Raw genomic sequence first — 12812 nt, forward strand, 5'->3', positions numbered from 1 at the left:
TCCCCCTATTATATCATCTTCGACTAGCAATTCAGCGGCATCCATGGCAAGCGAGTTATCGAAAGCACAGCTCCAGAGAATCTCTGGGGCAGTCGCACCGCATCGTCACACGGAAGTGAACCAGCTGATCGAGTGGTTCGAACTTGAGGAGATGGCTGAGACGGAGATGGAGCTAGATGGGAGTACATCGGACAAGGTCTACGAGATCCTGAAGACCGTTGATGTCGAGCGGCGACGTGAAATCATCCAATATCTTATCAACGAGGAAGCGCCGCTTCGAGTCGACGTTTTGGAACCGCTTGAGGATGCCCTACAGGGTTCAGATCTGGAACTTACGGACGGTGCTGACGGATATGAACTGATCAAGGCCGTCTCTGGCCCTGCACAGCAAGCGAAAGCCCAACAGCGATCGTATATCGAGGAGTATGCTCCTCTTCGGGCGGTCGCATTCCTGGAGCGCGCTCGTAAGGAGCAGGCGCAGGGCCGCAATGCGAATGCGTTGTGGCACGGGCGGAACGCACTGGAAAAGATGACGACTGGAAACTGGCATTACAAGGAGGGACTGGCCGAATTAGCAAAGCAAAACATCGGCTTGATTGACCGCGAGCAGCATCACAATGACGGGCGGACGTACGATTACGAACTGCTGGCTGCACCGTACAACTATTGCTCGACGATCGGTGCCCATCCCCAAAACGTCGGATCGGCCAGTGCACTGCAGGCAACGACGGGACTCGTACAGGTCGAACAGGCGATCCACTTCGTGCTCAAAACGGGCGAGGAAGCGAACGATCGCGGAATCACGCTCACCCGCTGGGATTTCAGTCGATTACCCTGACGTGCAGTCACTCTAATTCGGCTTCTGTCTCAGCTGCCGCATCATTCAGCACCGTGTCCACGAGCGTTCCGTCCTCGACCCGGTGGGCACGGACTTCATAATTCCGGTGGTCTTGCCCGTACGTAGAGCGGTCCGGTGGCTTCTCTGCGTATCGGTAGCATTCAACGAACGTCGTTCGTGGGTGAATGACGCCCTCTTGGTTGAGCTGCACGACATCGACGGTATTCCAGGTTTCCCAGTCGGTCGCTTCGACGAACTGGTTGAGTACGCTTTCCAGATATTCCGTGCTGGCTTCGTAATTGGCCGCCCCGCCGAGTTCAGCGTCGTAGGTCCCAGTGTGAGCGGCTGGATCTGATAGCCGTGAGGGAACGACTGGCGCGGAAACACCATATTCCTCGAGTGTCGATTCCACCTGCGCTCGGATGGCAGCGTCGGTATCCGGAGCCAGAATCACCCGATTTATGAGCGCATCCATATCTGCAGAGAGTGTGACGGCTTCGGGGTTGGACGGATCGTATTCCGATGGGCGTTCCATTCCATCTGTTCGGATTATCGGATTCCCTCCCTGATTCGTGAGAATCCGGAACTCCTGTTCGCTGTCGAACTCTCGATGCTTGAAAAAGTACAACGAGTAGAACATCCCTGTCGGTGTATGCTCCTCCTCGTAGTCGAGATACCGCACGATGCCCATATAGAGGTCATCGTCAGGGGCGATATGTTGCTCAAGCTGTCCGAATGTCGTTTCGATCGCGACTCCGTCACGTAGATCAGCATACTGGTCCCAGATCTCGGAGTCTTCATCTGTTCCGAGCCGCCAGCAATTCGCATAATAGTTCTGCCGAGCCTCCTCGCGGGCTTGCTCAACCCCCTCGGCAAGATCCATCTCCTCCCCGTTGTTCAACATCAGCGACTCAGTCTGGTTTGACTGGTGTCGTTCACGAATCCGGGCTGGCTGTGAGACTTGACCCTCGCGCGCCTCGTACCCATCGGCTTGGCCAGCTCGGAACCCATTTTCCAGAGTGTCTGCGAAATATTCCAGCGGCCTGTACCGTCGGATGACCATCCGGTCTGAGGGAACCATCCAATCCGTATGTGTCCCGGCGACTGAGCGCCGCGACGAGTCGTTTGGCATATGGTTTATGTCACTGTTCCTCATTTGTAGGTGTTCCCCGAGACGCCTAGAATGGGTATTCAGTATACGTCCCAGAGCCCATTCAGGCCCTAGAGTGGGGAACATAGCGTAAAATGGAGGCGGCCTTTAGAGTGGGTCGTGGATTAAAGATAAATATCCTACTATGGAAGTCTGAATAGTTCACACTCCGATTTTGGAAGTAGTGCGAATGGTTGTGGCTGCGCGCGCAGCGAAGCGAGCACGGAGCGGAGGGTGGGGTGGCGGGGTCTGGGTCGGTCCGGCACACAGCAAAAAAGAACGGCCCTTATCCGGCCTATTCTTCCCCCACCGACCGCGCTCTGGGAACTAGATGTCGGTGTAATGACTACTACTCAAGCAAAGTAAACCGGTTTCAATCAGCGAAGGCGCTAGACCAGACTCAAAGACCGAGTATTAAACCACTCACCTGCAAAACCATCGAATATGGTTGACCCGGTCTCTATCAGCGCCAGTATTATCGCTTCTTCTACAGCGAAACACCTCTATGGGAAAGGCAAGCGGATGCACTTCCTGAATGAAGCTGTAGAAAACGCAGCTTCTCACGTAGCGGAGAGTCACGAGGGCTTGGACGCTGACGTCTTTATCGCCATTTTCGAGGATGACCATGTTGTTGACCTCGTCGAAGAATTTGATGACGGAGGCGACTTGATCACGCCTTCAGATATTGCGGAGTCGTTCAACGAAGACATGCTCGGCGAAGAGGTCGAAGCTACGCCAGAGGACCTCGTGAACGAGTTTCTGAATCAACTGGAGGTGGAGATCAGTAAAAACCAGGAACTTGGTCACAAGCTGATCATGGACTATTCGCAGCGAATCCACCAGCACACAGAAGATCTAGAGGAAGGTCAAACGGAGATACTTCTTGAGATCCAGAGGATAGCGGGCCGACTTCCGACGGGCAAGAAATACAGGGTTTTTCAGCCGATTCCGGAACGATTCCGGGAACGGCTCAACGGAGAACATCCGCATGACAGGTACGACCTCCCGTTCTTCGGCCGGGAAAATGAACTGGACAAGATCACCGACTTCCCGAACTCCGGGGAAGACGTGCTCATTCTCGCCGGACGGGCCGGGATCGGGAAGACAAGACTCGTCGTTGAGGGCAGTCTACTATTAGAGGCCGAAAAAACGGACTGGCAGGTATACTGGACAGATATACACGCCGGAAACATCGATGACGGGCTGGAGGAACTCGAACTGGAGGACGAGCGGAACACTCTACTCTTCGTAGACGATGCCCGGAACGCGGACCAGATCAAGCGCCTGTTCGACCTCGCAGAACAGTATCAGCCCCATCTCAAACTCATATTTACAGAGAGACCGCATTTCATCTCCTCGCTACAAGATTACGGCAACCGATTCAGTGATGTAGAGACGGAGACAGTCGAACTTCAGCCGTTGAACACGGAGGACGTCCACGAAATCTTACGAGAATATTACGGGGTTACTCACCCGGCTACACTTGATCAGATCGTTTCGATAAGTGAGGGACTCCCTCTTTTCGCCCATCTCCTTGCGGAGCAGTTCTCCGGTGACGAACATACATCAGATCCTGTTGCCCAAGATGAATCACTTGAAGCCGTCTTCGAAGACGTTCTTTCCGACATCCAGAAATTGGGGGAGCAACAAGGAGTTGGCAATCCGCAGAAGCTGGAGACCTACGTCAAGTATCTTTCCGCCATCGGTGAACTGGACACGAACAATGAGGACCTGCTACAGCAGTTCAGAGAAGCTATATCGGTGGACAGGCCCACCGAGATCGAGCTAAGAGAAATACTAACTGAAAACATCGGACTCGTGGCCGAGCATTCGAACCGTCTAACTGTCCAGCCTGACGCGCTCCAAGAATACATTGTCTACAACAGTTTCTTCTCCGACTCCCCACGCGACTACCAAGGCGAAATCTACGACAACTTCAGTGAGTTCACAGGAAAGAATCAGATCAACCAGCTAGCGATAATTCACCGACGCTACAACTGTAGAGAGGCCCGGAAAACGATTCGAGACGCTCTAAATACGGAGATAGAGAACATAGGCGAATACGGGTTCGCAAAAAGAGTCAGACTTCTTCGCCGGTTCAAGATTCTGGCGTCAACGCATCCCCATTACGCAATAGAACTCGTCAAAGCCGCACACCGGGAAGAACTACCGGAAGACCCGGAAGAAGAACAGCTTTTCCGGAGCTCGATGTATACCGCTTCTCCAGCAGGCGATCTCATTATAGAGTCAACCGACCTGCTTTCCAACGCCTTACAGGGAGAGCCGGAAGACGCCACGTGGTGGCTGCTCTGGATTGCAGTCAATTATCCGCCTCAGTCACAGCTCCAAACCGGTAGCGCGGATCAAAAACTACGGCAGGCACTGCGGCCAGGATTTAATAAATCTCCGGGTGCCCAGCAGAAGATTCTGGGAGTGGTCGGCGAACACTTCCTCTCGGGAGACCTCGACGACGAACTCAGACTTGACCTGCTTGACGTCATCGGAGAGGTTTCAAGCACCGAAATACACGATTTCTCTGTCGACCCGATCAACCGTTCCCAGATGCGATCCTGGCAGGGGAAAGTCCCTGTTACGGAGCCCTGGCTGGAACTCCGTGAACAAGCAGTCGCCCTTCTCATCGAGATAATCCAGGAAGATCCACACCCGGAGATACGGAAAACCGCTGCCGAGAAACTCGGGAGTTTCGAGAACTCGCAGGCCCGGTACTACGGCGAACATCAAGAAGTATTCAACCAGGAGGAACTGGCCCGAGTACTCGAATTCGCCGCTGAATACGTCTCCGAAAACGAGGACTTGCAATGTATCGATGCACTGAGCCGGTTAGCCGAGCGAGATAATGCGGATGAACTTGGAATCGAAGAGGAAACCCAGGGACTCCAGGAAGAATTAGAGGACAACGAGCGGTACCAACTTCTTCAGCAAATGCGGCGCGGGGGGCCGAAAAAGATGGAGGAATGGGAGGCTGAAATCCGGAGCTTCGCAGAAGGAATCGATGAAGAGGAACTCGAACCAGGCGACTTCAAGGATATTGTCGCAGGAATCCGGGACTCCTCATTCAACCGGTTCTTCATGATACTGGCAGATGAGCGCCCGGACTTCGGCGAACAACTTCTCGAAGCAGATGATCCTGATCTCACACCCTGCAAACCGCACGTCCTGATGGGGATATGCTCTGCTGACCCTGAGAAGGGAAAGGACTTCGTCAACCAGTATATCGAAAAAGAACGGTTCGGCCTAGCTCCAGCCGGTCTCCGGTCACTAGCCACAGAAGATCTAGACTACGTACAAGAGAAAATCGAGGAACTACTAGAGAACCAGTCTCCGTACTCTCCGGAACTTATCTCCGGTCTAAGTCAAGTTTTGAACGGGTACTGGGAAGACCACCAAGAATGGACAGAATCTGTGCTCAGCACGCTTCTACACGATGCAGAATCACTTGACTCACAGTCCGTGGAAATGGTGCTGCGTCCCCTCCCGTTACACAATGACGATTCAGAGAACGTAGATGGAGAAATTCTCGAAGAGGTGTTAGACTACACCGAGAAAAGAGAAAATCTAACCTCGGAACCACACAGCCTCCAACTCGTAATCGCGGAAATCGCTGAGCGAAACCCAGAACAGTTCGTCAACTTCACCCTCCAACGACTGGAAAACGAATACACCGGCGTCTCACTCCTACCGACACACCTAGATGTAGAAACAGACCGGATGAAAGAAGCGGACAGCTACGACGCCGCAGTAAACGAAGTCTGCCAACGAATTCTCGACACCGACTACTACACCCCTATGGCGTTTTCAGACCTCACCGCATGCTTTCCCATAGCTGATATTGCTGAACGACTCGTAGCAAGAATCCCAGATTGCTCTGAGGACCAGTTGCTCCAAGTCATCTGGTATTGCAAGTTCCTCCCCGTAACCGAGAACACAGAGAAAATCTACCGTAAAGTTGTGACCGAAGGCGTTGACGACATCCGAGATGCAGAATCCGTTTCAAGCGTGATTCATGGAGCTCTATACACAGACGCCCTCGCTACTCGGAGTCTGTCCGAGGTCAGCAAGAAGGAAGACGAGATAGAGATGCTCCGCGACTGGCAAGAAGACTCTTCACTCCCATCCTCTGTCCGACTGTTCGCCGAAGAAGCCGAAGATCACCTCCTAGATAGTGTAGAACGTCAAGAAAAGATGTTTTGAGAATAATAACGGTGTCTCAGTAACGGTCTGTGCCTTGTTTACCGCACCTGTGCTGCTGAATTCGTTCCGGCAATCCGACTTTCCCACAGATCGGACACTCCTGTAACGGCGTTGGCGGCAGGTCGTCCCAGACCTCCAATGCGGCCGTCAATTGTGCCTCGACGGCGGGAGAGGTGGTCGCTCGCTTCGCTTCTTGAAGATGAATTCGGAGTCGCTCACGGGTTGTGAGAGTGGTTTCCTTGGACATACTTCGGTGAGGACACGCTATCGCTGTGCCCTCCGCCCACTCGGAGGGCAGAAAAACCCCCCACTCTCTACGGTGATTCCGGGACCATCGACGTTGCCCAGTTGAGCCCTCTCGAATGTGGATCTAATTTAGTCTCAAGGGGACTGGCTCGTATCTGGTCTAAGTGGGGAGACTCGTTCCCACAGGCGATGATGCTGAACACAAACCGTCACGAGATTCTCAAGCCGATTGGCCCGCTCGAAGTCCACATCGTCGTCCCTGTCCCCGAATGAACTGAGCGGCTGGATATGGTGAACGTGCAGCCCCTTCCCGAACGCCTCCCGATGGGCAGTCTGTGACCAGTCACACCCCGGCGTTTGACATACGTAGCTGTCTCGCTCAAGCGCCTTCGCCCGCTGTGCCTTCCAGTTCGGCCCGTAGTATCGTCGCTCATCCTTTGAGTCCGCTTTCCAGTTGCCGTTGGCAGGGCCTGATGGACGACCAACTGGCTCGTGGCCAGCAGATCGAACTGCGGCCTGCCAGCCGTCCCATCGATCAAAATAGCACCGACAAGAAAACCGACCGTACTCGTCCATATCAGTCGCTGTTGGGACCTTCCCCAGTACCTCGACAAGCGTCCGGATTTCATCGAGGAGAACTTCGTCAGGAATCCCTATCTCGCGATGGGGCTCAAAACCAGCAGCCTGTAATGCGTCGTTCCAACTCCCAAACGTGTCCTGAGCCAGGCTCACGGAATATTCTCCCATTTCACGATGCTCGGTCGATGTTGGTGGTCTGCCAAGCTTCTCTCTGACAGCTCTGATATCTTGTTTGACCTCCGCTGGGGTGATGTCGTATCTGTTATTTGGCATCAGATCGATTGACCGTAATGCATCTCCCCATGAGCCAAATCGCTGTTTCACACAGGCCGCAGAATAAGACCCTTGTTCATCCATCATGTTAGTGGTCGGTGTCCTTCCAGAAACCTCCGCTAGTCGCTTGATTTCCGCCTGTAACTCTTCACGGCTGATTTTGAGCTGATGCGCTCGTTTGTGGCCGCCCTTTGCTCCTGGTGTTTCGAACTCGGCTCCACAAATCTCACACGTATACACTCGTTTCTCTGATTCCATCGAAGATCGGGACGCCGACAGTAGATCAGCGCCTCACCGCTCTCGGCGCAGAAAAATCCCTCTCGTCGTTCATTCGATAAGGGTTTTAGCAGATCCTTGACCTGCGGAACAAGGTCGTGGCTGCGCGCGCAGCGAAGCGAGCACGGAGCGGAGGGTGGGGAGGTGGGGTCTGGGTCGGTCTGGCACGTAGCAAAAAAGAAGGCCGTGTACGCTGGCTATTCCCACCACCGTCCGCGCTCAGGGAAATGCAGGGTCGACCACCCAGTGACGGCTAGTGAGACGCGTCCTTCGTACCAGTTCCGTGCTGCTCCGTGAATGCGCACATGTTCACCTTCCTTGATCCACGGGGCATTCGATTTCTCCCAGACCGTCACCTTAGTTTTCCCACTGTCGTCTTCGATAAGCCCCACTTGGGAAATAGCTGAACTCGACGGCTCCCACAGCTGTGTCACAGTACCTTCGATGCTCACTTCTTTCCGATTGACGCCTTCGAGCATCCCGATGGGGACCACCTGTCCCGGCGCCGTCTGCAACTCTTCGAAAACCCCGACGACTGCACTCATCAGGTCTTTTCCATCGACGACGGCTTCACCCATTCGCCGACCAATCGCTGCTCGCGACCAGCCATCCAGCTTCTCTGCCAGCCGCATTGACTGCTTGTTCACCGCCGCCAACTGCTCCTGCGTCAGTTCTGCACGAGGATCGTCTCGGTCCGGATCCGCCCACGGGTTCACGCTCGCCGCCCGTTTCTGGAACTCAACACGTCGCTCAGCACTCTGCTTCGCTACGATATCTCGCGTCCGATTCTCCCGACCGTCTTGCATCCCCATCTCCGCCCTGGCACTGATGCGCTCCAGCTCCGCCTCTCGCGCCCGAATGCGCTCTTCCTGTTCAAGAGTCGCACCGTAGATCCGCTCTTCACTGGTGTCGACCATCCCGTCCGGGTGGTTCGCATCGACTTTCGCCTGCACCTCCATCTGCACCGTCGCCTGGAATTCCGGCGTCTCATCGACGACCTCGAAGCCATCTTCATCGACTTCCGCTTCGTCCGCTTTTTCGAATGCCTGTTCATCGACCGAAACTACTTCACTGGTAACGTTCTTACTTGACATTGGATCTCACTGATCCGAAGGCGCTCAGCGCCCGACACCGCGATGCTCCTACATCGCGGTTTTCCGACGACAACGACCGACAGAACCATCTGTACGCTCTCGCTCGCGCCTTCGTGAGCGCCCCTTGGGGCGCGAGCGAGAGCGTCTCGGGGAGGCCATCCAACCAGAGCCGCGCGCCGACCCGCCCGGAGCGAGCGGCCAGCTTTAAGCCGTTTCTCGCGTCCGGCCCGGACTGCGGGTCCGTGTCCAGCGCGACGGTCGTGAGCACGGCGAGTCGTGGCATGACTCGCCGCGTGGAGCGGCCCAAAGTGCTGGAACGCGAAAGCCCGCGAGGGGCGCAACCGAAAACGCGCTTAATGCTGGCGTCGAGACCAGATTCATTTCAGCCCGGAACGGCGAGCTTGCTCGCCGCATGCCCGGAATGGTCGGTCGCGAGCGATGCGGAGGGCGGAAGCGGCGAGCGGGGCGTGCCGTAATAAAGAACCTGTTCAACCGGGTTCGACGCTCAGTGAGACAGCCGATATCCTGGTGGACTCAGAAAGGGCGAGGCTGTCTCGGTCGTCCCCCGACTCCGCAAGCACCGCAGGTACGAGGAGCGCAGCGTGGGTCGCGGGATGCCGAGCGGCCGAGGGCTTTCGAGACAGTAACGGCCATCGCTGGCGGGCTGATATCGAATTTTGCTCCGCAGTGGCCGGTGTGCGGACCTAACGAGGAGCGGCCTACTCGAGAAGATCTTCGACGAAGCGGAAGCCGTTCACGTATGTGACTGAATCGCCGTAGCCCTCACTGGCGAAGACATTTTCAGCCCCTTCTCCAGCGAGGGTATCCGTCGTGTAGATGTAAGCGTGGTCAGCGGTCTCGTCGACGAACGCTTGAGCGGCGACCCCTGCCAGCGCTGGATCCGCACGTTCGATCTCGTCGGCAGGGCGGTCATCAGCGTTCGCGATGTATCGCTGTACGCCGTCCATCGTCCGGGAGACTAGTGCGTTCGTGTATCCCAACGGGGCTGCGACTCGGGCCCACCCTTCGTCGATTGCCGTGTCGACCGGCGGTGTCTCGACGTCGGGCGCGTTGACGGTCAGTTCGTCGTAGACACGTTCCGGGAGGACGAACGTCATGTCGTTCCGGCGTGCAAACGTTCGGACGACCTGATACCGACGGTTCGACGGTTTCCCCATCGCGACGAACAGACCGGTATCAGCGATATGGATGGCGCTCACGCGTTGTCGCCAGCGATGTCCCGGTCGACAACCTCGATATCCGCGACCGACGCGCCCGCCTCCTCGATATCGAAGTGCTCGTGGACGACGGGGCGAAGCGCCTGCAGGATGATCTCGGCGGCGAGCGGCGAGATGTCGAGATCACGGGCCATCAGCCGGTGGGTGACCTCGCCACGTTCCCGGTCGACGGTGTAGGTGAGTGCCGTTGCGAGTCCGGCGATGCCGTGGCGGTCGATGTAGGTATCGATGTCGTCGTCGGTCGTGCGACGGGCGATGGCGTCGATGAGCGCGGGCGTAATCGTGTACTCGCGAGCGTCATCAGCTGCTGTGACGGTCAGATTGATGTCGCGAGCGACGTACACCCGGGGTTGCTCGTCGGTGGTCGCCTCGATGACGCCGGCGTCGACCAGCCGGTTCACATAGGTGTAGGCCGTTCCCTGTGCGAGGTCGAGTTCGTTCATGAGTTCCTGAACGGTTGCTTCCTCCTCTCGGGCGAGATACGCGTACAGCTGGGCGAGCTGTGGCTCCTCGAGGAGGTCCGCGACCGAGAGGAAGTCGCGGATGACGTCGCCGTCGGTTCGGTTTGAGGTGCGTGACATGGGCAATTGAGTGTTTACAGTTTACAGCGAATCAATAAAGAGTGTTGCGGTCAATCTATCTCGACTAGGTGCGAGCGACGCGGCGGGTGGCAGCGGTGAGCGGGGCGGGCCGCAGAGAAACACGGTTCAACCGGACTTGACATGCAGTGACTCAGCCGATAGCCTGGCGGGCTCAGAAAGGGCAAGGCTGACTCGGTCGTCCCTCGACCCCGTAAACACCGAGTGAAAAGAGGCGCGCAGCGGGAGCAAGCGAGACGGAGTCTCGAGTGGTCGAGGGATACCGAGCAATGGGAGAGCAAACCTCTTCCGAGCTAACGGGCGGCGTCGCCGCCCGAGAACGGCCGAGGGCTTTCTATCTGTTCTCGGCCACCGCCTGCAGTCTCGACGTAAGCATTATCCTGCACCGACGCGAAAGTTATCTATGCACCACACACCGCCGGTGCAACAGGTGAACGTGCGGACGATGAGCGCTTGCTCTGTTCTTTCATAGGTGGTCGCGGCGCCGACGGGTGTATCGCCTTCTCATCGAGCAGCGACGCCGCTTTCACCGATACAAATGCAAACCACCGAGTACGAACTCCGCGATCGAATCGATCAGCTCAGAAACTACCGTGGCGAGGGCACCGAACTCATCACCGTAGCCGTTCCGCCAGACAAATCACTCCATGCAGTCCGCGAGCGCATCGATCGCGAATATGCACAGGCTGCGAACATCAAATCTGATCAGACACGAACCCACGTCCAGGATGCTCTTGGACGCATCCGACGCCTTCTGCAAGCGTACGAAGAAACGCCACAAAGCGGCCTCATCATCTACGCTGGTGTCGTCGACGGTGAGCTGCACGACGCCGTCTTCGACGATCTCGACGTCCCCGTCGACGTCTCACTGTACCGCTGTGCGGCTGAATTCGAGACCGCCCCCGTCGAGCAGGCGCTCTCCCCGTCAGAGGTGTACGGTCTGGTTGTCCTCGAACGGGGCCGTGCCGCTCTCGGCCGCCTCGCCGGCAAACGCATCGTTTCCATCCGGACGTTCGAGAGCCAGGTGATGGGGAAATCCCGTGCGGGCGGTCAGAGTGCGCAGCGTTTCGAACGTGAGCGGGATCGCCAGAAACACGAGTTCTTCGAGAAGGTTGCCGACGCTGCCGAACAGACATTCCTCGACGAGCCTACTGTCGATGGCATTCTCCTCGGCGGCACGACGATTACCGTCGACGAGTTCCAGCAGGGTGGCTATCTCCACTACGAGTTGCGGGACCGCATACTGGGCGTGTATCCGATTGAGTACGCGACTAAACAGGGCCTCTCGCAGCTCGTTGCGCGTTCCGAGGACGTACTGTCTGATGCTGAGCGCCGACGGGAACGAGAGTTTCTCGATCGGTTCTTCACGGCGCTGGGGCAGCGTGAAGATGTCGCCTACGGAGCTGAGGAAACGCGAACCGCCCTCGACTACGGGGCGGTCGACGTCCTCATCGTTTCTGACGCACGACCATCAGCAGAGATTCGTGAATTGGAGGCAGTGACGACCGACCAAGGCGGTGAGTGTCTCGTTGTGTCGACTGACACAGACCGAGGTGCCCAGTTCGATACTGCATTCGGGGGTCTTGGAGCGCTCCTCCGGTTTCCGATCAACTAAGCCGATTAGCATTGGATTCCATAGCTGTCGTAGCGGCCCAGTCTACGGGTCTGGAGGCAGTCATCGATCGCGCAGACGCACTCTCAAGCGTGAGGGAAGAGCCGTAGGCGGGGCAGTCCATAGTCGGCGTACGCGTCGTGCTAGTGTAAGGATGAGGGAGCAACGGGACAGTCTCACATCCGAGTCCACCTCGGTTAGAGGACGAGGACGGACGGGGCCCCAGAGAACGGGAGGCGACAGTGAAGATTTCAGAGCACCTCTGGCGTCATCGGTCGAGCACCTCGACGTCGGGATTCATCCCGGCTGGACCAGCGACCGCTTTCGCCCGCTCGAGTTCGCGGAGTTCTCTCTGGGCCTGTCGTTCGAGGGCAACTGTCCGCCATCGGCGTTCGATTCTCCGTTCGTCGTCGATGTCGTCCTCGATCGTGAAGCGCTTGCCTCGATGATCAATCTGCTCGAGCATCAGTACGCATCCTCCTGGGCTGCGTCTCGAGCGTCTGCCTGCAGATGCTCATAGCGGACTTCACAGCTGTCCGAACAGAAGCGGCCAGCGTACCCTGCCCGATCGCGGGTGAGTCTCGTACAGGTCGGTAGCCGACACTCGTTATACCTGGTCATCTGGCAATACCTCGCTTCAGGGGCCATGTCGTCTCAGCGTCTGGCGACGCTGGTGCTACGTTGTTTGTTCGCAT

The 12812-nt window shown here is 56.8% G+C and carries 9 protein-coding genes; 3 read left to right on the plus strand and 6 right to left on the minus strand.

Annotated elements, in window-relative coordinates; translation table 11 throughout:
• The first annotated feature begins 43 nt into the window (after positions 1 to 43).
• The gene (locus tag NMQ09_RS20785; protein WP_255194637.1) at positions 44 to 838 is read left to right on the plus strand and encodes a hypothetical protein; all 795 of its coding nucleotides are present in this window, start codon (positions 44 to 46) and stop codon (positions 836 to 838) included.
• A 7-nt stretch (positions 839 to 845) separates the two neighbouring features.
• Here the strand turns inward: NMQ09_RS20785 and NMQ09_RS20790 are convergent, their stop codons facing one another.
• Positions 846 to 1901: a DUF2971 domain-containing protein gene (locus NMQ09_RS20790; protein ID WP_255194638.1), complete on the minus strand. Its 1056-nt coding sequence runs from the start codon at positions 1899 to 1901 to the stop codon at positions 846 to 848.
• Between the two features lie 531 nt (positions 1902 to 2432).
• On the opposite strand from NMQ09_RS20790, the gene NMQ09_RS20795 reads away from it, so the two are divergent.
• Positions 2433 to 6200, plus strand: a complete 3768-nt coding sequence (locus tag NMQ09_RS20795; protein WP_255194639.1) for a P-loop NTPase — start codon at positions 2433 to 2435, stop codon at positions 6198 to 6200.
• A 381-nt stretch (positions 6201 to 6581) separates the two neighbouring features.
• Here NMQ09_RS20795 and NMQ09_RS20800 read toward each other — a convergent pair whose 3' ends face one another.
• The 4 genes from NMQ09_RS20800 to NMQ09_RS20815 all read right to left on the minus strand — a co-directional run bounded on the left by NMQ09_RS20800 (position 6582) and on the right by NMQ09_RS20815 (position 10487).
• A complete protein-coding gene (locus NMQ09_RS20800; protein ID WP_255194640.1) occupies positions 6582 to 7556 on the minus strand; it encodes an HNH endonuclease in 975 nt (324 codons plus the stop codon).
• Between the two features lie 215 nt (positions 7557 to 7771).
• Positions 7772 to 8668, minus strand: coding sequence for an SOSS complex subunit B family protein (locus NMQ09_RS20805; protein ID WP_255194641.1), 897 nt, complete (start codon positions 8666 to 8668; stop codon positions 7772 to 7774).
• Between the two features lie 719 nt (positions 8669 to 9387).
• Positions 9388 to 9888 (minus strand): PIN domain-containing protein, encoded by a 501-nt coding sequence (locus tag NMQ09_RS20810; RefSeq protein ID WP_255194642.1) that lies wholly within the window; start codon positions 9886 to 9888, stop codon positions 9388 to 9390.
• On the minus strand, positions 9885 to 10487 hold the full coding sequence (locus NMQ09_RS20815; protein WP_255194643.1) for a DUF7437 domain-containing protein: 603 nt from the start codon (positions 10485 to 10487) through the stop codon (positions 9885 to 9887). The genes NMQ09_RS20810 and NMQ09_RS20815 overlap by 4 nt, the downstream gene beginning before the upstream one ends.
• A 556-nt stretch (positions 10488 to 11043) precedes the next feature.
• On the opposite strand from NMQ09_RS20815, the gene prf1 reads away from it, so the two are divergent.
• Positions 11044 to 12120 (plus strand): peptide chain release factor aRF-1, encoded by a 1077-nt coding sequence (gene prf1, locus NMQ09_RS20820; protein ID WP_255194644.1) that lies wholly within the window; start codon positions 11044 to 11046, stop codon positions 12118 to 12120.
• Between the two features lie 265 nt (positions 12121 to 12385).
• Here the strand turns inward: prf1 and NMQ09_RS20825 are convergent, their stop codons facing one another.
• The gene (locus NMQ09_RS20825; protein ID WP_255194645.1) at positions 12386 to 12583 is read right to left on the minus strand and encodes a hypothetical protein; all 198 of its coding nucleotides are present in this window, start codon (positions 12581 to 12583) and stop codon (positions 12386 to 12388) included.
• Between the last annotated feature and the right edge of the window lie 229 nt (positions 12584 to 12812).

Source organism: Natronobeatus ordinarius, assembly GCF_024362485.1.
In the GTDB taxonomy this organism is placed as follows: Archaea; Halobacteriota; Halobacteria; order Halobacteriales; family Natrialbaceae; genus Natronobeatus; species Natronobeatus ordinarius.

What these genes read in the sequence shown, in the direction of transcription:
- prf1 (WP_255194644.1), top strand. Translation starts at nt 11,044, where the DNA reads ATGCAAACCACCGAGTACGAACTCCGCGATCGAATCGATCAGCTCAGA.
- NMQ09_RS20800 (WP_255194640.1), bottom strand. Translation starts at nt 7,556, where the DNA reads ATGGAATCAGAGAAACGAGTGTATACGTGTGAGATTTGTGGAGCCGAG.
- NMQ09_RS20825 (WP_255194645.1), bottom strand. Translation starts at nt 12,583, where the DNA reads ATGCTCGAGCAGATTGATCATCGAGGCAAGCGCTTCACGATCGAGGAC.
- NMQ09_RS20805 (WP_255194641.1), bottom strand. Translation starts at nt 8,668, where the DNA reads ATGTCAAGTAAGAACGTTACCAGTGAAGTAGTTTCGGTCGATGAACAG.
- NMQ09_RS20790 (WP_255194638.1), bottom strand. Translation starts at nt 1,901, where the DNA reads ATGGTCATCCGACGGTACAGGCCGCTGGAATATTTCGCAGACACTCTG.
- NMQ09_RS20815 (WP_255194643.1), bottom strand. Translation starts at nt 10,487, where the DNA reads ATGTCACGCACCTCAAACCGAACCGACGGCGACGTCATCCGCGACTTC.
- NMQ09_RS20795 (WP_255194639.1), top strand. Translation starts at nt 2,433, where the DNA reads ATGGTTGACCCGGTCTCTATCAGCGCCAGTATTATCGCTTCTTCTACA.
- NMQ09_RS20785 (WP_255194637.1), top strand. Translation starts at nt 44, where the DNA reads ATGGCAAGCGAGTTATCGAAAGCACAGCTCCAGAGAATCTCTGGGGCA.